Here is a 22,314-nt window from a genome sequence, read left to right as displayed (position 1 = left end):
GCGCCTCGGTCTTTCGCGTGCACCGAGGTGATGCTATCGCAGGCAAGCCAGCTCCCACACAAGCCGGCTCCCGCAGTGAGGCGACCGCGTTTAGCCTTCGAGTTTGCTTTTCAGCAGTTCGTTGACCTGTTGCGGGTTGGCCTTGCCTTTGGAGGCTTTCATCGCCTGGCCGACAAAGAAGCCGAACATCTTGCCGCGCTTGGCTTCATCCGCCGCACGGTACTGTTCAACCTGCTCCGCGTTGGCTGCCAGCATCTCATCGAGCACCGCCGAAATCGCGCCGCTGTCGGTGACTTGCTTCAGGCCACGCTTCTCGATGATCTCGTCAGCATTGCCTTCGCCTGCGGCCATGGCTTCAAACACGGTCTTGGCGATTTTGCCGGAGATGGTGTTGTCCTTGATCCGCAGCAACATGCCGCCCAGTTGCTCGGCCGATACCGGTGCTTCGTCGATTTCCAGGCCCTGTTTGTTCAACAGGCTGCCCAGCTCAACCATCACCCAGTTGGCCGCCAGTTTGGCATCGCCGGCGATGCTCACGACTTTTTCGAAGTAGTTGGCTTGCTCGCGGCTCGACGCCAGCACGCTTGCGTCGTACACCGAAAGACCGAACTGCTCCTGGAAACGCTCGCGTTTTTGCGGCGGCAGTTCCGGCAGGGTGGCGCGTACGTCAGCCAGGAACGAGTCCTCGATGACCACCGGCAACAGGTCCGGATCGGGGAAGTAACGGTAGTCGTTGGCTTCCTCCTTGCTGCGCATGGCGCGGGTTTCGTCTTTGTTCGGGTCGTACAGGCGGGTCTGCTGGATCACCTTGCCGCCGTCTTCGATCAATTCGATCTGGCGACGTACTTCGGTGTTGATCGCCTTCTCGATGAAACGGAACGAGTTGACGTTCTTGATCTCGCAGCGGGTGCCGTACTCGGCCTGGCCTTTTGGCCGCACCGACACGTTGCAGTCGCAACGCAGGGAGCCTTCGGCCATGTTGCCGTCGCAGATCCCGAGGTAACGCACCAACGCGTGGATCGTCTTGACGTAGGCCACGGCTTCCTTGGCGCTGCGCATGTCCGGCTCGGAAACGATTTCCAGCAGCGGGGTGCCGGCACGGTTCAGGTCGATGCCGGTGGCGCCGTTGAATTCTTCATGCAGGCTCTTGCCGGCATCTTCTTCCAGGTGCGCACGGGTCACGCCGACACGTTTGATGGTGCCGTCTTCCAGCGGGATGTCCAGGTAGCCCTTGCCAACGATCGGCAATTCCATCTGGCTGATCTGGTAGCCCTTGGGCAGGTCCGGATAGAAGTAGTTCTTGCGGGCAAACACGTTGTGCTGGCCGATCTCGGCATCGATGGCGAGGCCGAACATCACCGCCATGCGCACCGCTTCCTGGTTCAGCACCGGCAGCACGCCGGGCATGCCCAGGTCTACCAGGCTGGCCTGGGTGTTGGGCTCGGAGCCGAACGTGGTGGCGCTACCGGAGAAAATCTTCGATTGGGTGGCGAGCTGGGTATGAATCTCCAGCCCGATCACGACTTCCCATTGCATAGTGTTCTCCTCAGAAGCCGGTAGGGGTGCGAGTGTGCCAGTCAGTGTTCAACTGGTACTGGTGCGCCACATTGAGCAGGCGGCCTTCCTGGAAATACGGGGCGAGCAGTTGCACGCCCACCGGCAAACCGTCGACGAAACCTGCAGGCATGGACAAGCCTGGCAGCCCGGCGAGGTTGGCGGTGATGGTGTACAGGTCTTCCAGGTACTCGGCGATCGGGTCGCCGGTCTTGGCGCCGATCTTCCAGGCCGGGTTTGGCGTGGTTGGGCCGAGGATCACGTCGACTTCATTAAAGGCTGCCATGAAGTCGTTCTTGATCAGGCGACGGATCTTTTGCGCCTTGAGGTAGTACGCGTCGTAGTAGCCGGCCGACAGGGCGTAGGCACCGACCATGATCCGGCGTTGTACTTCCGCGCCGAAACCTTCGCCACGGGAGCGCTTATAAAGGTCGGTGAGGTCTTTCGGGTTTTCGCAGCGGTAGCCGAAACGCACGCCGTCGAACCGCGACAGGTTGGAGGAAGCCTCTGCCGGGGCAATCACGTAGTAGGCAGGAATCGCGTGCTGGTTGTTCGGCAGGCTGATTTCCTTGATCACGGCACCGAGCTTTTCCAGCGCCTTGATGCTGTTGTGCACCAGTTCGGCGATGCGCGGGTCGAGGCCGGCGCTGAAATACTCTTTCGGCACGCCGATGCGCAGGCCTTTGATCGAGGAATTCAGGCTGGCGCTGTAGTCCGGCACAGGTTCATCGATGCTGGTGGAGTCCTGCGTATCGAAGCCTGCCATGCCTTGTAACAAAATTGCGCAGTCTTCAGCGGTGCGAGCCAGAGGGCCGCCCTGGTCGAGGCTGGAAGCGTAGGCAATCATGCCCCAGCGGGAAACGCGACCGTAGGTCGGTTTCAAACCGGTGAGGTTGGTGAACGCGGCCGGTTGGCGGATCGAACCGCCGGTGTCGGTGGCCGTGGCGGCAGGTAACAGACGAGCGGCAACCGCTGCAGCCGAACCACCGGACGAACCGCCGGGCACGTGCTCAAGGTTCCACGGGTTTTTCACCGCGCCGTAGTGGCTCGACTCGTTGGCCGAGCCCATGGCGAATTCGTCCATGTTGGTCTTGCCCAGGGTCACGGCACCGGCAGCAGCCAGCTTGGCGACCACGGTGGCGTCGTAGGGCGCCTTGAAGTTGTCGAGCATCTTCGAGCCGCAGCTGGTGCGAATGCCCTGGGTGCAGAACAGGTCTTTGTGGGCGATCGGCGCACCCAACAGGGCGCCGTTCTCACCGTTGGCGCGACGTGCGTCGGCGGCCTTGGCCTGGCTCAGGGCCAGCTCTTCGGTGATGCTGATGAAGCTGTTGACCTTGGGGTTCAGCTCGGCGATACGCGCCAGCAAGGTCTTGGTCAGCTCTTCGGAAGAAAACGTTTTGTCGGCGAGACCGCGGGCGATCTCGGCCAGAGTCAATTGATGCATTGCAGGCTCTTTCCCTTTAGTCGATGACTTTCGGAACCAGGTACAGGCCGTTTTCGACCGCTGGCGCGATGGACTGATAGGCCTCGCGATTATTGCGCTCGGTCACGACATCGGCGCGCAGGCGCTGGCTGGCTTCCAGCGGGTGAGCCAGGGGCTCGATGCCGTCGGTATTCACGGCTTGCATTTGGTCGACCAGCCCGAGAATGCTGTTCAGGGCTGCGGTGGTCTGTGGAAGATCGGCTTCATTGAGGCCAAGACAGGCCAAATGAGCGATTTTTTCCACGTCGGAGCGTTCAAGCGCCATGGGATTCTCCAGTGGAAAACAGAACGGAAGCTATCCGTGTGTTAGATTGTAGGAACACTACCGCATTTCTACGGTCATATGGCCGCGATTGTGGGGGTTGGTGCACAGAAAGTCGGCCAATTTAGCACATTGGCGCCTTGCCCAAAATCCCTGTCGTTGTTAGAGTTTGCCGCACTTTTTTACCCACGCGTTGCCTAGGGTCCCTTTCCCATGTTCAAGAAACTGCGTGGCATGTTTTCCAGCGATCTTTCCATCGACCTGGGCACTGCCAACACCCTTATTTACGTGCGCGAGCGCGGTATCGTCCTGAATGAGCCATCGGTTGTGGCCATTCGGACCCATGGTAATCAGAAAAGTGTCGTTGCCGTTGGCACCGAGGCCAAGCGCATGCTTGGCCGAACACCGGGCAACATCGCTGCCATTCGTCCGATGAAGGATGGCGTGATTGCCGACTTCAGCGTCTGCGAAAAGATGCTGCAGTACTTTATCAACAAGGTTCACGAAAACAGCTTTTTGCAGCCCAGCCCTCGTGTGCTGATCTGCGTTCCGTGCAAGTCCACCCAGGTGGAGCGTCGTGCCATCCGTGAATCGGCCCTTGGCGCCGGTGCCCGTGAAGTGTTCCTGATCGAAGAGCCAATGGCGGCTGCGATCGGTGCCGGCCTGCCGGTTGAAGAAGCGCGCGGTTCGATGGTGGTGGATATCGGTGGTGGTACCACTGAAATCGCCCTGATTTCCCTCAATGGTGTGGTGTATGCCGAATCCGTACGGGTTGGCGGCGACCGCTTCGACGAAGCGATCATCACCTACGTGCGTCGCAACTACGGCAGCCTGATCGGCGAATCCACCGCCGAGCGCATCAAGCAGGAAATCGGTACCGCTTACCCGGGCGGCGAAGTTCGCGAAGTTGATGTTCGCGGTCGCAACCTGGCCGAAGGCGTTCCACGTGCCTTCACCCTGAACTCCAATGAAGTGCTGGAAGCTCTGCAAGAGTCCCTGGCCACCATCGTTCAGGCTGTGAAGAGCGCCCTGGAGCAATCGCCTCCGGAATTGGCTTCCGATATCGCCGAGCGTGGCCTGGTACTGACCGGTGGTGGCGCCTTGCTGCGCGACCTCGACAAGTTGCTGGCCCAGGAAACCGGTCTGCCAGTGATCGTCGCTGAAGACCCGCTGACCTGCGTCGCCCGTGGCGGTGGCCGTGCACTGGAAATGATGGATAAACACACCATGGACCTGCTCTCCAGCGAATAAGCGTTTGCTGGTTTGCCCATGTTTCGCTCACAGGCAGCACTTTGCAGTGCTGCCTGTTGGCGTTTATCTTCTTCAATCTGCATCCAGGCCGGTTTGATGCCGTATGAATAAAGAAAACATTTGCCTGGGAGGAGCGGCTTATTAAACCGCTTTTTTCCAAAGGCCCCTCATTGGGCGTGCGCCTGTTGGTGCTGGTCGTGCTATCGGTTGCGCTGATGGTGGTCGATGCCCGCTTCACACTGCTCAAGCCAGTGCGTAGCCAGATGTCGCTGGTCCTGATGCAGACGTACTGGATCACCGACCTGCCGCAACGTCTCTATCAGGGGGTGGCCAGCCAGTTTGGCAGCCGTACCGAACTGGTGGCCGAGAACGAAAAACTCAAGACCGAAAACCTGCTGCTGCAGGGGCGCATGCAAAAGCTGGCGGCCCTCACCGAGCAGAACGTTCGGCTGCGTGAGTTGCTCAATTCCTCCGCACTGGTCAACGAGAAGGTCGAAGTGGCCGAGTTGATCGGCATGGACCCGAACCCCTTCACCCATCGCATCATCATCAACAAGGGTGAGCGCGACGGCGTGGTCCTTGGCCAGCCGGTGCTCGATGCCCGTGGTTTGATGGGCCAGGTGGTGGAGTTGATGCCTTATACGTCCCGCGTGTTGTTGCTGACCGACACCACCCACAGCATTCCGGTGCAAGTTAACCGCAACGGCCTGCGGGCGATTGCCAGCGGTACCGGTAACCCGGAACGCCTGGAGTTGCGTCACGTCGCAGACACCGCCGATATCAAGGAAGGCGACCTGCTGGTCAGCTCCGGCCTGGGGCAGCGTTTCCCGGCGGGTTACCCGGTTGCGACGGTCAAGGAAGTGATCCACGATTCCGGCCAGCCATTCGCTATCGTACGTGCGGTGCCGACCGCTGCGTTGAACCGCAGCCGTTACCTGCTGCTGGTGTTCAGCGACAACCGCACCCCGGAAGAGCGCGCCAACGAAGCCGCCCAGGCCCAGGAAGCGGAAGACAAGCAAAACGGCACGGCGCCGATCATTCCTGCGACCGTGCCAAAGCCGGCCGCACCCGCTGCACCGGCAGCGGTTCCGGCAACGCCAGCCGCGCCGGTCGCGACGCCGGTCAAGCCTGTGGCCCATAGCGCACGTCCGGCCAAGCCTGCGGCTGCAACACCTGCCGCTGCCAAACCGCCCGCCGCCACCAAGCCACCGGCTGCGGCCCCGGCAACCACTCGGCAGAGGGAAGAATAATGGCCGGTACTCATTCGCGTAACGGCTGGATTGTCTGGCTGACCTTTGCCATCGGCTTGCTGCTCAGCGTTTCGCCGCTGCCGCAATTCATGGAAATCCTGCGCCCGTTGTGGCTCGCCTTGTTGCTGGCGTTCTGGGCCCTGGCGCTGCCGCACAAGGTCGGGATGGTCACGGCCATGTGCCTCGGGCTGATGGAAGATGTGCTCTACGGCACCTTGCTCGGCCAGAACGCGCTGATCCTGACCCTGATCACCTTCCTGGTGCTGTCGTTGCAGCAGCGTCTGCGCATGTTCCCCATGTGGCAACAGTGCCTGGTGATCCTGGTGATCTTCGGCCTGGCGCAATTGGTACAGCTGTGGCTCAGTGCCTTGACCGGCAACCGCCAACCGACCCTCGCGCTGGTGTTGCCGGCGCTGGTCAGCGCGCTGTTGTGGCCTTGGGTCAGTTTTGGCCTGCGTGGGTTGCGTCGTCGCTATAAAATCAATTGAATGGATCGCGAGGCTCTGCCTGGTTATCGAACCCTACAGGGAGAGTCTGCATGAATTCGCTTTATCTGGCCTCGGGCTCCCCGAGGCGGCGTGAACTGCTGACACAGATCGGCGTGCCGTTCACCGTCGTCAGCGCCGCCATTGATGAAACTCCCCTTACAAATGAATCGCCCGCGTCCTACGTAGAACGCCTGGCGCGCGGCAAGGCTGCGGCCGGCCGCGCGGCCCTGGCCGATGCAACCGGCGCCTGCGTGCTTGGCGCCGATACGGCGGTCATCCTCGACGGCCAAATCCTCGGCAAGCCCGTGGACCAAGCCGATGCCCTGGCCATGTTGCTGGCCCTTTCTGATCGTGAACATGAAGTGTTGACTGCCATCGCCCTGATTGACGGCGAGCGTTGCGAAACGCGGCGGGTCAGCAGCCGCGTGCGGTTTCGCAAGATTTCAGCGGATGAAGCCACCACTTATTGGCACAGCGGCGAGCCCCAGGACAAAGCGGGCGGCTATGCTATTCAAGGCTTGGCGGCGGTGTTTGTCGCCGGACTCAATGGCAGCTACTCCGCCGTCGTAGGCCTGCCTGTCTGCGAAACCGCAGAACTGCTGGCTCAATTCGGCATACCCTGTTGGCAAAACCTTACCGTGCGCTAAACGCCGTATCCCAGCGCCAAGCCTTAAGCGATCGGTCACTATTGTGAAAACGCCTGAACGAGACCCAGCCATGAGTGAAGAGATTCTGATCAATATCACGCCGATGGAATCGCGCGTGGCGGTGGTAGAGAACGGTGTTCTGCAAGAAGTGCACGTCGAGCGCACCCAAAAGCGCGGGATCGTTGGCAATATCTATAAAGGCAAGGTCGTGCGCGTGTTGCCGGGGATGCAGGCGGCTTTCGTCGACATCGGCTTGGACCGCGCTGCGTTTATCCATGCTTCGGAAATCTCCCTGCGTGAAGGCCCGGCGGTCGAAAGCATCAGCGCCCTGGTGCACGAAGGGCAGAGCCTGGTGGTGCAAGTCACCAAGGACCCGATTGGCTCCAAAGGTGCGCGGCTGACCACGCAACTGTCGATCCCTTCGCGCTACCTGGTGTACATGCCGCGCACCGCCCACGTTGGCATTTCCCTGAAAATCGAAGACGAAGCCGAGCGCGAGCGCCTGAAAAAGGTGGTCAGCGATTGCGTGGCGCTGGAAGGCATCAAGGAGGCCGGTGGCTTTATCCTGCGTACCGCCGCTGAAGGCGCGGGTGCCGATGAAATCCTCATGGACATCCGCTACCTGCGTCGCCTCTGGGACCAGATCGGCGCGCAGATCAAGACCATCGGTGCGCCCAGCGTGATCTACGAAGACCTCGGCCTGGCCCTGCGCACCTTGCGCGATCTGGTCAGCCCGAAGATCGAGAAAATTCGCATCGATTCGCGGGAAACCTTTCAGCGCACCACGCAATTTGTTGCCGAACTGATGCCGGAAATCGCCGACCGCCTCGAGCACTACCCGGGGGAGCGGCCGATTTTCGACCTGTATGGCGTCGAAGACGAAATCCAGAAAGCCCTTGAGCGCAAAGTGCCACTTAAGTCCGGCGGCTACCTGGTGGTGGACCCGGCGGAAGCCATGAGCACCATCGACGTCAACACCGGCGCCTTTGTGGGCCATCGCAACCTCGAAGAAACCATCTTCAAGACCAACCTCGAAGCGGCCACCGCGATTGCCCGCCAGCTGCGCCTGCGCAACCTGGGCGGAATCATCATCATCGACTTCATCGACATGGAAGACGAAGAGCACCAGCGCCAGGTGTTGCGTACCCTGGAGAAACAGCTGGAGCGCGATCACGCCAAGACCAACATCATCGGCATTACCGAGTTGGGCCTGGTGCAGATGACCCGCAAGCGCACCCGCGAAAGCCTGGAGCAAGTGCTGTGCGAGCCGTGCAGCAGTTGCCAGGGGCGCGGCAAGTTGAAAACTCCGGAAACGGTTTGCTACGAGATTTTCCGTGAAATCCTACGGGAGGCGCGCGCCTACCAGGCCGAGGGCTATAGAGTCCTGGCTAACCAGAAGGTGGTCGACCGCTTGCTGGATGAAGAGTCCGGCAACGTGGCCGAGCTGGAGGGTTTTATCGGGCGCACGATTCGCTTCCAGGTCGAAACCATGTATTCCCAGGAACAATATGACGTGGTGCTGCTCTGATTCGCGTTAGCTCTTATCAACGAGACGGGCAGACCTTGATCTGCCGTCCGACTATTGCCTTTGAGGGTCGCCTGACATGGAGCGTCTGATACGCTTTTTTGCCGCATTGACCCGCTGGGGCCTCGGCCTGTGCGCCTTGCTGCTGGTATTGGCAGCGGTGTACGTGAGCCTTGGCCGTGAATTGACGCCGCTGGTGGCGGAATACCGTGGCGAAATCGAAGCCAAGGCCCGTACGGCGCTGGATATGCCCTTGAGCATCGGCAGCCTGGAAGGGCGCTGGAGCGGCTTTGCCCCGGTATTGATGGCTCACGACGTGATGGTCGGCGAGGGCTCCCATGCTCTGCGCCTGGACCAGGTACAAGTGGTGCCGGACATCTGGGCCAGCCTGCTGGCGCGCGAAGTGCGCATTGCCCACCTGGAAGTCAGCGGCCTGCAGGTCAGCGTGAAGGAAGACCAGGACGGTCATTGGGCGCTGCAAGGCCTGCCGGTACAGGACGACCAGCCGCTGGATCCCGAACAACTGCTGACGCGCATGCAAATGGTCGGGCAGGTTTCATTGCTCGACAGCCAGGTGACGCTGCAGCCATTCGACCAGGCGCCGCTGACCTTGACCTATGTCGGCATGAGCCTGCAGACCGGAGCCAACCGCCAGCGCCTGGACGCGCGCTTGACCCTGCCCGACGGCCAGCCCCTGGCGTTGAACCTGAGCACCCGGATCCGCGCCAGCCAGTGGAAAGACGGCGAAGCCCAGGCTTACCTGAGCTTGCCCCAGAGTGACTGGGCAAAATGGATCCCGGCGAAACGGCTCCAGCAATGGAAACTCACCGAATTCAAGGCGGGCGGCGAATTCTGGCTGACCTGGGCCAAGGGTACTGTGCAAAGTGCTGCCGTACGCCTCAACGCCCCGCAACTCAAAGGCAGCTATGCCGATCGCAAGCCGACACACATCGAGAACCTGGCCCTCACCGCCTACCTGCAACGCAGTGACAACGGCCTTAAGGTGCTGTTTGACTCGCTGGCGATGAACCTCGGCGACACCCGCTGGGAATCGCGCCTGCAACTGCAGCAAACCCTGGCGACCGACAAGGCCCAGGAAGTCTGGAACCTGCAGGCCGATCGCCTCGACCTGACGCCGATCACGCCATTGCTGCACGCCTTGGCGCCCTTGCCGGAAGCCGTGGCCACGACCCTGGATCATCTGAAGGCCACCGGCACGCTGCGTAACGTGCTGCTCGATTACCGTCCTCAAGACACCACCGACCAGCGCGTGAGCTTTGCGGCCAACCTCGACCGCATCGGCTTTGATGCCTACTTCGGCGCGCCGGCCGCCCGCAATGTCAGCGGCAGCATCAGCGGTGACCTGGGCAAGGGCGAGTTGCGCATGGACAGCAAGGATTTCTCCTTGCACCTGTTTCCGATCTTCGCCAAGCCCTGGCAGTACATCCAGGCCAACGCCCGCCTGACGTGGAAGCTGGACAAGGAAGGCTTCACCCTGATCGCGCCGTATATCAAGGTGCTGGGCGAGGAGGGCAAGGTCGCCGCCGACTTCCTGATTCGCCTGCATTTCGACCATAGCCAGGAAGACTACATGGACCTGCGGGTCGGTATGGTCGATGGCGATGGCCGCTTCACCCCCAAATACCTCCCGGCCGTGTTGAGCCCGGCACTCGATGAGTGGCTGCGCACCGCAATTCTCAAGGGCGCGGTGGACGAAGGTTTCTTCCAGTACCAGGGCTCGCTGAATCACGATGCGCTGCCCGCCTCACGCAATATCAGCCTGTTCTTCAAGGTGCATGATGCCGAGCTGGCCTTTCAGCCGGGCTGGCCGCACGTCAGCAAGGTCAAGGGTGAAGTGTTTGTCGAGGAGAGCGGCGTGCGCATCCTGGCCAGCAAGGGCCAGTTACTCGACACCAAGGTCAATGACATCTACGTCAACATTCCCCATGCGCCCGAAGGCAAGGACAGTCACCTGCTGCTCACCGGCAACTTTGCTGGCGGCCTGGGCGATGGGCTGAAAATCCTTCAGGACGCGCCGATCGGTACCGCTTCGACCTTCGCCGGCTGGAAAGGCGAGGGTGACCTGCAAGGCAAGCTGGACCTGGATATTCCCCTGGCCAAGGACGCCGATCCCAAGATTGTGGTGGACTTCAAGACCGACAAGGCGCGCCTGCAACTGGCCGATCCTGCGCTGGACCTGACCCAGCTCAAGGGTGACTTCCGCTTCGACAGCGCCAAGGGCCTGAGTGGCCAGAACATCAGCGCACAGGCCTTCGACCGGCCGATCACCGCGCAGATTTTCGCCGATGGCAAGCCAGGCAACCTCAACACCCGCGTCACCGCGAAAGGGCAGGTGACCGTCAAGCGGCTGACTGACTGGCTGAAGGTCAGCCAGCCGTTGCCGGTGTCCGGCGATATCCCCTACCAGTTGCAGCTCAACCTCGACGGCGCCGACAGCCAACTGATGGTCAGTTCCAACCTCAAGGGTGTGGCCGTGGACCTGCCGGCGCCGTTCGGCATGCCGGCGAGCCAGGGCCGTGACAGCGTGTTCCGCATGACCTTGCAGGGCAAGGAGCGCCGTTACTGGTTCGATTATGGCGAGTTGGGCAGCTTCACCTTCGCCGCCCCGGCCGACAATTTTGCCGATGGCCGTGGCGAGCTATTCCTGGGGGATGGCGATGCGGTGTTGCCGGCCGGCAAGGGCTTGCGTATCCGCGGTGTGTTGTCGGAGCTGGATGTCGATCCCTGGAAAAAACTCGTGGACCGCTATGCCGGTAACGATCCGGGGGGCAGTGCCAAGCAGCTGTTGAGCGGGGCGGACTTCAAGATTGGAAAGCTGACGGGCTTCGGCACCCAGTTTGATCAGGTCAACCTGCAACTGGATCGCAAACCCGCCGCCTGGGGCTTGCAGTTCGACAGCCAGCAGGCCAAGGGTACCGTGGGGTTGCCGGATGCCAAGGGCGCGCCGATTGCGGTCAACTTGCAGTACGTTAAGTTGCCTGCTGTGGATCCGACGGTGCAGGCAGATGAAAATGCGCCGGACCCGCTGGCTGACGTTAATCCCAAGGATATTCCTGCGCTGGATATCGCGATTGCCCAGTTGTTCCAGGGCCCTGACCTGATAGGTGCATGGTCGTTGAAAGTGCGGCCGACGGCCAAGGGCATGGCGTTCAACAGCCTCAATCTGGGCCTCAAGGGCATGTTGCTCCAGGGCGCCGGCGGTTGGGAGGGCGCTCCCGGCGCCAGCAGCAGTTGGTACAAGGGCCGCCTGGACGGCAAGAACATCGGGGACGTGCTCAAGGGCTGGGGGTTTGCGCCGAGCGTGACCAGTGAAGAGTTTCATGTGGACGTGGACGGCCGCTGGCCGGGCTCGCCAGCCTGGGTCGGTCCAAAGCGCTTCTCCGGCAGCCTGGACGCAAGCTTCCGCAAAGGCCAGTTTGTTGAAGTGGAAGGTGGCGCCCAGGCGCTTCGGGTATTTGGCTTGCTGAACTTCAACTCCATCGGTCGCCGGCTGCGCCTGGATTTCTCGGACTTGCTCGGCAAAGGCTTGAGCTATGACCGGGTCAAGGGCTTGCTGGCGGCCAGTAATGGTGTGTTCGTGACCCGTGAGCCGATCACCATGACTGGCCCGTCGAGCAACCTCGAGATCAACGGCACCCTGGACCTGGTGGCTGATCGTGTCGATGCCAAGCTGCTGGTGACGCTGCCGGTCACCAACAACCTGCCGATTGCTGCGCTGATCGTCGGCGCGCCGGCCATTGGCGGGGCGCTGTTCCTGATCGACAAGCTGATTGGCGACCGTGTTTCGCGTTTCGCCAGCGTGCAGTACAAGGTAGAAGGCCCGTGGAAGGACCCGAAAATCACCTTCGACAAGCCATTTGAAAAGCCAAACTGAGTACCTGTGGAGTAGCATGGCCTCATGCCTTTTCTGGAGTGTAGGCCCATGTCCTTTGCGGTAATCCAAATGGTCAGCCAAAGCGATGTGCTGGCCAACCTGGCCCAGGCTCGGCGCCTGCTGGAGCAAGCGGCGGCGGGTGGTGCAAGGCTTGCGGTACTCCCGGAAAACTTCGCCGCCATGGGCCGTCGCGATGTGGCCGATATCGGTCGCGCCGAGGCCTTGGGCGAAGGGCCGATCCTGCCATGGTTGAAACAGACCGCCCGCGACCTCACCTTATGGATAGTGGCCGGCACTTTGCCGTTGCCTCCAAAGGACCAACCAAACGCCAAGTCCAACGCCTGCTCGTTGCTGATCGATGATCAGGGCGAAGTCGTTGCCCGCTACGACAAGTTGCACCTGTTCGATGTCGATGTGGCTGATGCCCGGGGTCGTTATCGTGAATCCGATGACTATGCTCATGGTAGCCAGGTGGTGGTGGCGGATACGCCGGTCGGCCGCCTGGGGCTGACAGTGTGTTACGACTTGCGTTTTCCGGAGCTGTACAGCGAATTGCGCGCGGCGGGTGCTGAACTGATTACCGCACCCTCCGCCTTTACGGCGGTGACGGGTGCCGCGCACTGGGATGTGCTGATTCGTGCCCGGGCCATCGAGACCCAGTGCTACCTGCTGGCGGCCGCCCAGGGTGGCGTGCATCCGGGGCCCCGGGAAACCTTCGGGCATGCGGCGATCATCGACCCATGGGGGCGCGTGCTGGCACAACAGGATCAAGGCGAAGCGGTGTTGTTGGCCGAGCGCGATAGCAGCGAACAGGCGTCGATACGGACGCGCATGCCGGTGGCGGGCCACCGGCGCTTTTTCTCGCAGGGCGCGCAGCGACCTGCTTCAGAACGATGAATTTAAGGCCAAACCTATGAGCGAGTTGTTGTCCTCAGTCAGTGAACACCTCCTGGCGCCCGGTGGCGTGACCATCGAAAGCTTGCAAACGGTCCTCGGCGATCTGGCCGGGCCAGGCATCGACGCCGCCGACCTGTATTTCCAGGGGCAGATTTCCGAGTCCTGGGCCCTGGAAGACGGGATCGTCAAGGAAGGCAGCTTCAACCTCGACCAAGGTGTGGGCGTGCGTGCGCAGTCCGGTGAAAAAACCGGCTTTGCCTACAGCAATGCCATCACCCTTGAAGCCCTGGGCCTGGCGGCTCGCGCGGCGCGTTCGATCTCCCGTGCCGGTCAAAACGGCACGGTGCAGGCGTTCAGCACCCAGGACGTGGCCCAGTTGTATGCCCCGGATAACCCGCTGGAAGTGATCAGCCGTGCTGAAAAGGTCGAGTTGCTCAAGCGTGTTGACGCGGCCACCCGTGCGCTGGACCCGCGTATCCAGCAAGTCACCGTGAGCATGGCCGGTGTGTGGGAGCGCATTCTCGTAGCTTCCACCGATGGCGGCCTGGCGGCGGATGTGCGGCCACTGGTGCGTTTCAATGTCAGCGTGATCGTTGAACAGAACGGCCGCCGCGAGCGCGGTGGCCATGGCGGTGGCGGGCGTACCGACTACCGTTATTTCCTCACCGAAGACCGCGCCATGGGCTATGCCCGTGAAGCGCTGCGCCAGGCCCTGGTTAACCTCGAAGCGATTCCAGCACCCGCCGGCACGTTGCCGGTGGTGCTGGGGTCCGGCTGGTCCGGCGTGCTGCTGCATGAAGCCGTAGGCCACGGCCTGGAAGGTGACTTCAACCGCAAGGGCAGTTCGGCCTACAGCGGGCGCATGGGCGAGATGGTTGCGTCCAAGCTCTGCACCATCGTCGATGACGGCACCCTGGCCGGGCGTCGCGGCTCGTTGAGCGTCGATGACGAAGGCACCCCGACCGAGTGCACCACGCTGATCGAAAACGGCGTGCTCAAGGGCTACATGCAAGACAAGCTCAACGCGCGCCTGATGGGCGTGGCCCGTACCGGTAACGGTCGTCGCGAGTCCTACGCGCACCTGCCGATGCCGCGCATGACCAACACTTACATGCTCGGCGGCGAAAGCGACCCGGCCGAGATCATCGCCTCGGTGAAGCGCGGGATCTACTGCGCCAACCTCGGTGGTGGGCAGGTGGACATCACCAGCGGCAAGTTCGTGTTCTCCACCAGCGAGGCGTACTTGATCGAAGACGGCAAGATTACTGCGCCGGTCAAAGGGGCAACGTTGATTGGCAACGGCCCGGAAGCCATGAGCAAGGTGTCGATGGTCGGTAACGACCTGTCGCTGGACAGCGGTGTGGGGACGTGCGGCAAGGATGGTCAGTCGGTGCCGGTGGGTGTCGGCCAGCCAACCTTGAAAATTGATGCGATCACCGTGGGTGGCACGGGGTCGTAAGAGCGGGAGCTTCGGGTGGCGAAGGTCGCCACCCGGGGAAGAGGGTCAGCGCAGGCCGCGTTGACTATCGTCCAGCTCACGGATGTACTTGAAGATTTTTCGGCTGGAGGCCGGTGGCTTGCTTTGCGCCAGTTCGTGCTGGGCCTGACGGATCAGGGAGCGCAATTGTTGGCGATCGGCATCCGGGTACTCGATGACGAACTTCTCCAGTACCGCGTCATCGCCGGCGATCAAGCGATCACGCCAGCGTTCCAGGTTATGGAAACGCTCGTTGTATTGGCGAGTGGAGGCATCGAGTTGATCGAGCAACGTCAGAATGGCGTCAGTGTCCTGGTCGCGCATCAGTTTGCCGATAAACATGAGGTGCCGTTTACGCGCGATATTCGCGGTGTGCTTGGGCGCATCGTTCAGAGCCCGGCGCAGGGCGTCGGTCAATGGCAGTTTTGCACACAAGTCAGGCTTGAGTGTTGTAAGGCGCTCGCCGAGGTCAACCAGAGCATGCAGCTCGCGTTTGACCTGAGATTTGCTTTTCTCCCCATCGAGGGAGTCGTCGTAAGAATCAACCATGGTGGCAGTCCGCAAAGAAACGCCGCCATGATAACCAGTCGGGGGCCGCTTGTCCGGCCCGGTCGCTAGAAGGCCTTAACCGAAAGCAGAATTTGAGTGGAGAAAACCATGAGTGCAACCCAAAGCGTCGGTCCGCAAGCGTTACCGGCACTGCAGGAACAAGTCGAGCAGATCATTGCCGAGGCCAAGCGCCAGGGGGCCAGTGCCTGTGAAGTGGCGGTGTCTCTGGAGCAGGGGTTGTCGACATCGGTACGCCAGCGGGAAGTGGAAACGGTTGAGTTCAACCGCGACCAGGGGTTTGGCATCACCTTGTACGTGGGCCAGCGCAAAGGCTCGGCCAGCACCTCCGCCAGTGGCCCGGAAGCGATTCGCGAAACCGTCGCCGCCGCACTGGCGATTGCCAAGCACACCTCCGAAGATGAAAGCTCCGGCTTGGCCGATGCGGCCCTGATGGCTCGGGACTTGAAGGATTTTGATCTGTTTCATGCCTGGGATATCACCCCGGAGCAGGCGATTGAACAGGCACTGACCTGTGAAGCGGCGGCATTTGATGCTGACAGCCGGATCAAAAATGCCGATGGCACTACCTTGAGCACCCATCAGGGTTGCCGCGTGTATGGCAACAGCCATGGTTTTATCGGCGGTTATGCCTCGACGCGTCACAGCCTGAGCTGCGTGATGATCGCCGAAGCCAACGGCCAGATGCAGCGTGATTACTGGTACGACGTGAACCGCCAGGGCGAATTGCTGATGGACCCGGTGCTCATCGGCCAGCGTGCTGCGCAACGTGCGGCCAGCCGCTTGGGCGCGCGCCCGGTGCCGACCTGCGAAGTGCCGGTGTTGTTCTCGGCGGAACTGGCCGGTGGTTTGTTCGGCAGCTTCCTTGGGGCGATTTCCGGCGGCAACCTGTATCGCAAGTCGTCGTTCCTGGAGGGCGCGATTGGCCAGAAGCTGTTCCCGGAATGGCTGACCATCGATGAGCGTCCGCACCTGATGCGCGCCATGGGCAGTTCGTCGTTTGACGGTGATGGCCTGGCGACCTATGCCAAGCCGTTCGTCGAGAACGGTGAGTTGGTGTCCTACGTGTTGGGCACTTATGCCGGCCGCAAGCTCGGCCTGCCAAGCACGGCCAACTCGGGCGGCGTGCACAACCTGTTCATCACCCATGGCGATGAAGACCAGGCGGCGCTGTTGCGGCGCATGGGGCGTGGCTTGCTGGTCACCGAGTTGATGGGCCATGGCCTGAATATGGTCACGGGGGATTACTCCCGTGGTGCGGCGGGTTTCTGGGTGGAAAACGGTGAAATCCAGTTCGCCGTGCAGGAAGTGACCATCGCCGGCAATATGCGTGACATGTTCAAACAGATTGTCGCGGTGGGTAATGACCTGGAACTGCGCAGCAACATCCGCACCGGTTCGGTGTTGATCGAGAAGATGACCGTCGCTGGCAGCTAACCCGCCGAAAGACGCTGTAAAAAAGGCGCGCCATCCATTGGATGGCGCGCCTTTTTTTGTGCCTGGAATTCCGAGTGATTTCCTCAGGCTCTTGTTTTGATTCTCAATATCATTTAATAATAAATATCATTACCGGATGAGTGTGGATCATGAGTTCTGTCCTGCATGAGGATCCCTACCTGGAAAGCTGGCGTTGGATGAGTCGTCAGATTCGCTGCGGCCTTGATCCCGACGAGCCCCGCCTGATCGAACATTACCTGGCCGAAGGCCGGTACCTCGCCTGTTGCACCGCGACCCACCCGTGGACCATCGGCGAAACCTCATTCCGCCTGCTGCTCGACACCGCCTCCGACATCGCCTTGCCCTGGCACTGGCGGTCCATGTGCCTGGACCAGGCCTGGCGCCCGTTGCGCGACCTGGAAAAACTGTCCCACTGTGCCTGCCGCCTCAAGCGCTGGCAGACCTTTGCCTGGCAATTGGCGACCTGCGAATTGCTGCCGTCTATTTCTGTTTCTGACCTGGTGCAAGGATCTTCCGATGAGTAACACCCGTATCGAACGCGACAGCATGGGCGAATTGCAAGTGCCCGCCAAAGCCTTGTATGGCGCGCAAACCCAGCGTGCGGTGAACAACTTTCCCATTAGCCATCAGCGCATGCCGGCGCAATTCATTCGTGCGCTGATCCTGGCCAAGGCTGCCGCTGCCAAGGCTAACGTCGAGTTGAAACAACTGAGCGAAGCCCAGGGCAAGGCCATCGTCGATGCCGCCCAAGGCTTGCTGGAAGGCGACTTCATGCAGCACTTCCCGGTGGATATCTTCCAGACCGGCTCCGGCACCAGTTCCAACATGAATGCCAACGAAGTGATTGCGACCCTCGCCAGCCGTTTGCTGGGGGAGCCGGTGAATCCCAACGATCACGTGAACTGCGGCCAAAGCAGCAACGACATCATCCCGACCACCATTCACGTCAGTGCGGCGCTGGTGTTGCATGAGCAAACCCTGCCGGCGCTGTTGCACCTGGTCCAGGTGATCGAACACAAGGCCGAAGAGGTGCACCGCTTCGTCAAGACCGGCCGGACGCATCTGATGGACGCGATGCCGGTGCGCATGAGCCAGGTGCTCAATGGTTGGGCGCAGCAGCTCAAGGCCAACATCGGCCATCTGCAAGACCTGCTGCCGAGTTTGCAGGCGCTGGCCCAGGGTGGCACTGCCGTCGGTACCGGGATCAATGCACATCCGGAGTTTGCGGCGCGTTTCAGCCAGCAACTGAGCAGCCTGACCCACGTTCAGTTCACGCCGGGCAAGAACCTGTTTGCATTGATCGGTTCCCAGGACACCGCCGTCGCGGTCTCGGGGCAGCTCAAGACCACCGCCGTGTCCCTCATGAAAATCGCCAACGACCTGCGCTGGATGAACTCCGGACCGTTGGCCGGCCTCGGTGAAATCGAGCTGGAAGGCCTGCAGCCGGGCTCCTCGATCATGCCGGGCAAGGTCAACCCGGTGATCCCGGAAGCCACCGCGATGGTTGCCGCGCAAGTCATCGGCAATGACACGGTGATCACCATCGCCGGCCAGTCCGGCAACTTCGAACTCAACGTGATGCTGCCGATCATTGCCCAGAACCTGCTCAGCAGCCTGGAATTGCTGGCCAACTCCAGCCGCCTGCTGGCCGACAAGGCCATCGCCAGCTTCAAGGTCAACGAAGCCAAGCTCAAGGAAGCGCTGTCGCGCAATCCGATCCTGGTGACCGCACTCAACCCGATCATCGGTTACCAAAAGGCCGCCGAAATCGCCAAGAAGGCCTATCAACAAGGCCGCCCGGTGATTGACGTGGCGCTCGAGCACACCGACTTGCCCCGCAGCCAACTGGAAATCCTGCTGGATCCGGAAAAGCTCACGGCCGGCGGCGTGTAATCACCGACCCTGCTTTGGAGGCTCACCATGGAGCACTGGAAACGCACGATCGAACGGGCCAATCGCTGCTTTATGGCGGGCGAGCTGGTAGATGCCCGCGAGGCCTATCTGCAAGCCCTGGCCCTGGCTCAAGTGTTGTTTGAGCGCTGGGCGGATGCCGACGAAGCGGTGGCGGCCTGCGTCATTTCCCATCACAACCTGGCCGACCTGCACCTGCGCCTGAACCAGCCGGAGGAGAGCGCGGAATACCTCTGCGCCATTCACCAGCGCCTGTTGCAGACCATGCAGGACACCCGCCTGAACCCGCAATTGCGGGAAGCGGCCCTGCGCCAGAGCAGCAAGACCTACGTCGAACTGCTGAATTTCATCAGCGATCACGGTGAGTACCCACGTACCCACCGCCTGCTGGGCAGCAACGTGGCGCCATCGCATGCGTCGACCCGCAACAGCCCTTTTTATGGAGCTCATTGATATGTCCTACACCTTGCCGGCCCTGCCTTACGCCTACGATGCCCTTGAACCGCATATCGACGCGCAAACCATGGAGATCCACTACACCAAGCACCACCAGACCTACATCAACAACCTCAACGCAGCCGTCGAAGGCACCGAGTTTGCCGGTTGGCCGGTGGAGAAGCTGGTGTCCAGCGTCCAGCAACTGCCGGAAAAGCTGCGGGCGGCGGTGATCAACCAGGGCGGCGGTCACGCTAACCACTCGTTGTTCTGGGCAGTGATGTCGCCCAAGGGCGGCGGCAAACCGGACGGTGCGCTGGGCAAAGCCATCGACGAACAGCTGGGCGGTTTCGATGCGTTCAAAGAGGCCTTCACCAAAGCGGCCTTGACCCGTTTTGGCAGTGGCTGGGCGTGGTTGAGCGTGACCCCGCAAAAGACCCTGGTGGTGGAAAGCAGCGGCAACCAGGACAGCCCGCTGATGAACGGCAACACGCCAATCCTGGGCCTGGACGTCTGGGAACACGCTTACTACCTGCTGTATCAGAACCGTCGTCCGGAATATATCAATGCGTTCTACAGCGTCATCAACTGGCCAGAAGTTGCCGGACGCTACCAGGCTGCGCTGGGCTGAAATTCCTCCATAACAAGATCTAAGGCCGACTATGGGCACTGAAACACTGGCGATCAGCAGCGTGCGAATGTTTCGTTATGCGTTTGGCTCGCTGCTGCTATTGGCAGGCACTGCATTGCTGGTGGCCCAAGGGCTGGCCTGGCTGGACCTGGAACCCCGCATTCTGCGGGCCTTGCAAGGTGGTGCGATTTGCGCGCTTGGCACTGCCTTGGGCGCCGTGCCGGTACTGGTGATCCGCCGAATGCCGTTGGCGGTGAGCGACACGCTGCTCGGCTTCGGCGCCGGGGTAATGCTGGCCGCGACGGCGTTTTCGCTGATCGTGCCGAGTATTGCGGCTGCGCAAAGCCTGGGGCTGACGCCCTGGGCTGCCAGTGGCTTGATCAGTTTCGGCATCATGCTGGGCGCATTCGGGTTGTACCTGGTGGATCGCAAGGTCTCCGGCGCCAGCCCGGAAATGCTGGTGGGCAGTCCGGAACATCCGATGATACCGCCGCGTATCTGGCTGTTTGTGTTCGCCATCATTGCCCACAACATTCCCGAAGGCATGGCGGTGGGTGTCTCGACAGGCGGCGGCATGCCCGATGCCGACAGCCTGGCCATGGGCATCGCCTTGCAGGATGTGCCGGAGGGATTGGTGATTGCGCTGGTGCTGGCCGGAGCGGGTATGTCGCGGGTCAAGGCGTTCCTGATCGGCGCGGCGTCAGGGCTGGTGGAGCCGGTGTTTGCGGTGCTATGTGCCTGGCTGGTGAGCCTGGCGGAGGTGCTGTTGCCGTTGGGGCTGGCGCTGGCGGCCGGGGCGATGCTGCTGGTGGTGACTCACGAAGTCATTCCCGAGTCGCGGCGCAATGGCCATGACAAGCTTGCCAGCTTGGGGCTCTGCATCGGGTTTTGCTTGATGATGGTGATGGATACGGCGTTGGGGTGAAGCCGCCTGCCGGCTTCACGCTGTCACAGGGAGGCGGGTTTACTCGCCTTCGTCGAAGTAGTTATTGATCAGCTTCACCAGCGCATCCATCGCTTCCTGCTCTTGCTCGCCTTCTGTCTTCAAGTGAATCTTCGTGCCCTTGCCCGCAGCCAGCATCATCATGGCCATGATGCTCTTGCCGTCGACCATGGATTCCGGGGTGCGCCCGGCGCGAATCTGGCAAGGGAACTGCCCGGCGACGCCGACGAACTTGGCCGAGGCCCGGGCGTGCAGGCCCAGCTTGTTGATGATTTCAATTTCCAGAGCGGGCATCGCGGGGGTGTTCCTTTCAGCTGAGGTCGCGGTGGCGAACCTGGACGTTCTTGAGGGTTTGTTGCAGCACCTGGCCCAGGCGTTCGGTCAGGTAGACGGAGCGGTGGTGGCCGCCGGTGCAGCCAATGGCGATGGTGACATAAGCCCGGTTGCTGGCCGCAAAACGCGGCAGCCATTTGAGCAGGTAGCTGGAGATGTCCTGGAACATCTCCTCGACATCCGGTTGCGCCGCCAGATAATCGGCCACAGGTTGGTCCAGCCCCGACTGATCGCGCAATTCCGGCTTCCAGTACGGGTTGGGCAGGCAACGCACATCAAATACCAGGTCGGCATCCACCGGCATGCCGCGCTTGAAGCCAAACGACTCCACCAGGAAAGCGGTGCCCGGCTCTGGCTGATTCAGCAGGCGCAGCTTGATCGCGTCGCGCAGTTGATACAGGTTCAGGCTGGTGGTGTTGATCTTGAGGTCGGCCAGGTCAATGATCGGCCCGAGCAGCTTGGTCTCGTCTTCGATGGCTTCGGCCAGGGAGCGATGAGGGCTGCTCAGTGGGTGGCGGCGACGGGTTTCGGAGAAGCGCTTGAGCAGGGTCTCTTCGTCGGCGTCCAGGTACAGCACATCGCAATGGATGTGCTTGGCCCGCACTTCTTCAAGCAGTTCCGGGAAACGTGTGAGGTGGCTGGGCAGGTTGCGGGCGTCGATCGACACGGCGACCAGCGGTTGTGCCAGCTCGGTATGAATCAGTGCCCGCTCTGCCAGTTCAGGCAGCAGGCCAGCGGGCAGGTTGTCGATGCAATAGAAACCGTTGTCCTCAAGCACATTGAGGGCCGTACTTTTACCTGAGCCGGAACGGCCGCTGACGATGATCAAACGCATGATTAATGCCCGTTTTGTTCATCCAGGACAACCTGATAGAGCGCCTCATTGCTTGAGGCACTACGCAGTTTGTCGCGTACTTCCTTGCGGTCGAGCATGCTGGCGATCTGCCGAAGCAGTTCCAGGTGCGCATCGGTGGCAGCTTCGGGGACCAGCAGCACGAACAGCAGGTCGACCGGCGCGCCGTCGATGGCGTCGAAATCGATAGGTTTTTCCATGTGCAGCAGGGCGCTGACTGGAGACTCACAGCCTCGCAGGCGGCAGTGAGGAATGGCGATGCCGTTGCCAAAACCGGTCGAACCGAGTTTTTCACGGGCAATCAGTGCCTCATACACAATCTGCTCATCCAGCTCAGGCACTTCGCGGCTGATCAGGTTGGCAATTTGTTCGAGGGCGCGCTTTTTACTGCCGCCCGGCACGTTCACGAGGGAACGGCCGGGGGTCAGGATGGTTTCAAGTCGGATCATGGGTG

General features: G+C 61.3%; 21 protein-coding genes. 14 read left to right on the top strand and 7 right to left on the bottom strand.

The window, feature by feature from the left end; all coding sequences use genetic code 11:
- Nucleotides 1-90: 90 nt before the first annotated feature.
- Genes gatB through gatC form a run of 3 tightly spaced genes read right to left on the bottom strand, consistent with a single transcriptional unit; the run spans nucleotide 91 to nucleotide 3,302 of the window.
- Nucleotides 91-1,536 carry an Asp-tRNA(Asn)/Glu-tRNA(Gln) amidotransferase subunit GatB gene (gene gatB / locus LIY45_RS12485; protein ID WP_010170723.1) on the bottom strand — a complete coding sequence of 482 codons (1,446 nt, stop codon included), beginning with the start codon at nucleotides 1,534-1,536 and terminating at the stop codon, nucleotides 91-93.
- Nucleotides 1,537-1,546: 10 nt separating this feature from the next.
- Entirely contained in the window at nucleotides 1,547-2,998 is a 1,452-nt protein-coding gene (gene gatA / locus LIY45_RS12480; RefSeq protein WP_226476505.1) for an Asp-tRNA(Asn)/Glu-tRNA(Gln) amidotransferase subunit GatA, read from the bottom strand.
- 16 nt (nucleotides 2,999-3,014) lie between these two features.
- Nucleotides 3,015-3,302 carry an Asp-tRNA(Asn)/Glu-tRNA(Gln) amidotransferase subunit GatC gene (gene gatC, locus LIY45_RS12475; RefSeq protein ID WP_003216077.1) on the bottom strand — a complete coding sequence of 96 codons (288 nt, stop codon included), beginning with the start codon at nucleotides 3,300-3,302 and terminating at the stop codon, nucleotides 3,015-3,017.
- 210 nt (nucleotides 3,303-3,512) lie between these two features.
- Here gatC and mreB point away from each other — a divergent pair, with 210 nt between their 5' ends.
- From mreB to tldD, 8 genes are all read left to right on the top strand, one after another.
- Nucleotides 3,513-4,550: a rod shape-determining protein MreB gene (gene mreB, locus LIY45_RS12470; RefSeq protein WP_002555108.1), complete on the top strand. Its 1,038-nt coding sequence runs from the start codon at nucleotides 3,513-3,515 to the stop codon at nucleotides 4,548-4,550.
- A 140-nt stretch (nucleotides 4,551-4,690) separates the two neighbouring features.
- Nucleotides 4,691-5,800 carry a rod shape-determining protein MreC gene (mreC, locus tag LIY45_RS12465; protein WP_081585352.1) on the top strand — a complete coding sequence of 370 codons (1,110 nt, stop codon included), beginning with the start codon at nucleotides 4,691-4,693 and terminating at the stop codon, nucleotides 5,798-5,800.
- On the top strand, nucleotides 5,800-6,288 hold the full coding sequence (gene mreD, locus LIY45_RS12460; RefSeq protein WP_003216081.1) for a rod shape-determining protein MreD: 489 nt from the start codon (nucleotides 5,800-5,802) through the stop codon (nucleotides 6,286-6,288). Before mreC ends, mreD begins: the two co-directional genes overlap by 1 nt.
- Nucleotides 6,289-6,338: 50 nt before the next feature.
- A complete protein-coding gene (locus tag LIY45_RS12455; protein WP_226476504.1) occupies nucleotides 6,339-6,935 on the top strand; it encodes a nucleoside triphosphate pyrophosphatase in 597 nt (198 codons plus the stop codon).
- A 70-nt stretch (nucleotides 6,936-7,005) separates the two neighbouring features.
- A complete protein-coding gene (gene rng, locus LIY45_RS12450; RefSeq protein WP_003216085.1) occupies nucleotides 7,006-8,463 on the top strand; it encodes a ribonuclease G in 1,458 nt (485 codons plus the stop codon).
- 76 nt (nucleotides 8,464-8,539) lie between these two features.
- Complete coding sequence (locus LIY45_RS12445) at nucleotides 8,540-12,355, top strand: YhdP family protein (protein WP_226476503.1); 3,816 nt, start codon at nucleotides 8,540-8,542, stop codon at nucleotides 12,353-12,355.
- 48 nt (nucleotides 12,356-12,403) lie between these two features.
- Nucleotides 12,404-13,252 (top strand): carbon-nitrogen hydrolase family protein, encoded by an 849-nt coding sequence (locus LIY45_RS12440; RefSeq protein ID WP_226476502.1) that lies wholly within the window; start codon nucleotides 12,404-12,406, stop codon nucleotides 13,250-13,252.
- Between the two features lie 16 nt (nucleotides 13,253-13,268).
- Nucleotides 13,269-14,711, top strand: a complete 1,443-nt coding sequence (tldD, locus tag LIY45_RS12435; protein WP_010170608.1) for a metalloprotease TldD — start codon at nucleotides 13,269-13,271, stop codon at nucleotides 14,709-14,711.
- 45 nt (nucleotides 14,712-14,756) lie between these two features.
- Here the strand turns inward: tldD and yjgA are convergent, their stop codons facing one another.
- On the bottom strand, nucleotides 14,757-15,278 hold the full coding sequence (gene yjgA, locus LIY45_RS12430) for a ribosome biogenesis factor YjgA (RefSeq protein WP_003216092.1): 522 nt from the start codon (nucleotides 15,276-15,278) through the stop codon (nucleotides 14,757-14,759).
- Nucleotides 15,279-15,386: 108 nt separating this feature from the next.
- Here yjgA and pmbA point away from each other — a divergent pair, with 108 nt between their 5' ends.
- The 6 genes from pmbA (at nucleotide 15,387) to LIY45_RS12400 (ending at nucleotide 20,656) form a co-directional block, all read left to right on the top strand.
- Nucleotides 15,387-16,733, top strand: coding sequence for a metalloprotease PmbA (gene pmbA / locus LIY45_RS12425; RefSeq protein ID WP_063027149.1), 1,347 nt, complete (start codon nucleotides 15,387-15,389; stop codon nucleotides 16,731-16,733).
- Nucleotides 16,734-16,882: 149 nt separating this feature from the next.
- Nucleotides 16,883-17,278, top strand: a complete 396-nt coding sequence (locus LIY45_RS12420; protein WP_076014430.1) for a FagA protein — start codon at nucleotides 16,883-16,885, stop codon at nucleotides 17,276-17,278.
- On the top strand, nucleotides 17,271-18,647 hold the full coding sequence (locus LIY45_RS12415; protein WP_226476501.1) for a class II fumarate hydratase: 1,377 nt from the start codon (nucleotides 17,271-17,273) through the stop codon (nucleotides 18,645-18,647). The genes LIY45_RS12420 and LIY45_RS12415 overlap by 8 nt, the downstream gene beginning before the upstream one ends.
- 27 nt (nucleotides 18,648-18,674) lie before the next feature.
- Nucleotides 18,675-19,118 carry a hypothetical protein gene (locus LIY45_RS12410; protein ID WP_226476500.1) on the top strand — a complete coding sequence of 148 codons (444 nt, stop codon included), beginning with the start codon at nucleotides 18,675-18,677 and terminating at the stop codon, nucleotides 19,116-19,118.
- A 1-nt stretch (nucleotide 19,119) separates the two neighbouring features.
- Nucleotides 19,120-19,731 (top strand): superoxide dismutase, encoded by a 612-nt coding sequence (locus tag LIY45_RS12405; RefSeq protein ID WP_076014428.1) that lies wholly within the window; start codon nucleotides 19,120-19,122, stop codon nucleotides 19,729-19,731.
- Nucleotides 19,732-19,762: 31 nt separating this feature from the next.
- Entirely contained in the window at nucleotides 19,763-20,656 is an 894-nt protein-coding gene (locus LIY45_RS12400) for a ZIP family metal transporter (RefSeq protein ID WP_226476499.1), read from the top strand.
- A 39-nt stretch (nucleotides 20,657-20,695) separates the two neighbouring features.
- Here LIY45_RS12400 and LIY45_RS12395 read toward each other — a convergent pair whose 3' ends face one another.
- From LIY45_RS12395 to ptsN, 3 genes are read right to left on the bottom strand one after another with little or no spacing between them, the layout of a single operon-like run.
- A complete protein-coding gene (locus LIY45_RS12395) occupies nucleotides 20,696-20,968 on the bottom strand; it encodes an HPr family phosphocarrier protein (RefSeq protein WP_017138240.1) in 273 nt (90 codons plus the stop codon).
- A 16-nt stretch (nucleotides 20,969-20,984) separates the two neighbouring features.
- Nucleotides 20,985-21,842, bottom strand: coding sequence for an RNase adapter RapZ (rapZ, locus tag LIY45_RS12390; protein WP_027604814.1), 858 nt, complete (start codon nucleotides 21,840-21,842; stop codon nucleotides 20,985-20,987).
- Nucleotides 21,843-21,844: 2 nt separating this feature from the next.
- Complete coding sequence (ptsN, locus tag LIY45_RS12385; protein WP_226476498.1) at nucleotides 21,845-22,309, bottom strand: PTS IIA-like nitrogen regulatory protein PtsN; 465 nt, start codon at nucleotides 22,307-22,309, stop codon at nucleotides 21,845-21,847.
- Between the last annotated feature and the right edge of the window lie 5 nt (nucleotides 22,310-22,314).

Source organism: Pseudomonas sp. MWU16-30323 (genome assembly GCF_020515595.1).
Lineage (GTDB): Bacteria > Pseudomonadota > Gammaproteobacteria > Pseudomonadales > Pseudomonadaceae > Aquipseudomonas > Aquipseudomonas yamanorum.
Note: the sequence above shows the minus strand (reverse complement) of the source record. Positions and strands in the feature narration are given on the sequence as shown.

What these genes read in the sequence shown, in the direction of transcription:
- gatB (WP_010170723.1), bottom strand. Translation starts at nt 1,536, where the DNA reads ATGCAATGGGAAGTCGTGATCGGGCTGGAGATTCATACCCAGCTCGCC.
- gatA (WP_226476505.1), bottom strand. Translation starts at nt 2,998, where the DNA reads ATGCATCAATTGACTCTGGCCGAGATCGCCCGCGGTCTCGCCGACAAA.
- gatC (WP_003216077.1), bottom strand. Translation starts at nt 3,302, where the DNA reads ATGGCGCTTGAACGCTCCGACGTGGAAAAAATCGCTCATTTGGCCTGT.
- mreB (WP_002555108.1), top strand. Translation starts at nt 3,513, where the DNA reads ATGTTCAAGAAACTGCGTGGCATGTTTTCCAGCGATCTTTCCATCGAC.
- mreD (WP_003216081.1), top strand. Translation starts at nt 5,800, where the DNA reads ATGGCCGGTACTCATTCGCGTAACGGCTGGATTGTCTGGCTGACCTTT.
- LIY45_RS12455 (WP_226476504.1), top strand. Translation starts at nt 6,339, where the DNA reads ATGAATTCGCTTTATCTGGCCTCGGGCTCCCCGAGGCGGCGTGAACTG.
- rng (WP_003216085.1), top strand. Translation starts at nt 7,006, where the DNA reads ATGAGTGAAGAGATTCTGATCAATATCACGCCGATGGAATCGCGCGTG.
- LIY45_RS12445 (WP_226476503.1), top strand. Translation starts at nt 8,540, where the DNA reads ATGGAGCGTCTGATACGCTTTTTTGCCGCATTGACCCGCTGGGGCCTC.
- LIY45_RS12440 (WP_226476502.1), top strand. Translation starts at nt 12,404, where the DNA reads ATGTCCTTTGCGGTAATCCAAATGGTCAGCCAAAGCGATGTGCTGGCC.
- tldD (WP_010170608.1), top strand. Translation starts at nt 13,269, where the DNA reads ATGAGCGAGTTGTTGTCCTCAGTCAGTGAACACCTCCTGGCGCCCGGT.
- yjgA (WP_003216092.1), bottom strand. Translation starts at nt 15,278, where the DNA reads ATGGTTGATTCTTACGACGACTCCCTCGATGGGGAGAAAAGCAAATCT.
- pmbA (WP_063027149.1), top strand. Translation starts at nt 15,387, where the DNA reads ATGAGTGCAACCCAAAGCGTCGGTCCGCAAGCGTTACCGGCACTGCAG.
- LIY45_RS12420 (WP_076014430.1), top strand. Translation starts at nt 16,883, where the DNA reads ATGAGTTCTGTCCTGCATGAGGATCCCTACCTGGAAAGCTGGCGTTGG.
- LIY45_RS12415 (WP_226476501.1), top strand. Translation starts at nt 17,271, where the DNA reads ATGAGTAACACCCGTATCGAACGCGACAGCATGGGCGAATTGCAAGTG.
- LIY45_RS12410 (WP_226476500.1), top strand. Translation starts at nt 18,675, where the DNA reads ATGGAGCACTGGAAACGCACGATCGAACGGGCCAATCGCTGCTTTATG.
- LIY45_RS12405 (WP_076014428.1), top strand. Translation starts at nt 19,120, where the DNA reads ATGTCCTACACCTTGCCGGCCCTGCCTTACGCCTACGATGCCCTTGAA.
- LIY45_RS12400 (WP_226476499.1), top strand. Translation starts at nt 19,763, where the DNA reads ATGGGCACTGAAACACTGGCGATCAGCAGCGTGCGAATGTTTCGTTAT.
- LIY45_RS12395 (WP_017138240.1), bottom strand. Translation starts at nt 20,968, where the DNA reads ATGCCCGCTCTGGAAATTGAAATCATCAACAAGCTGGGCCTGCACGCC.
- rapZ (WP_027604814.1), bottom strand. Translation starts at nt 21,842, where the DNA reads ATGCGTTTGATCATCGTCAGCGGCCGTTCCGGCTCAGGTAAAAGTACG.
- ptsN (WP_226476498.1), bottom strand. Translation starts at nt 22,309, where the DNA reads ATGATCCGACTTGAAACCATCCTGACCCCCGGCCGTTCCCTCGTGAAC.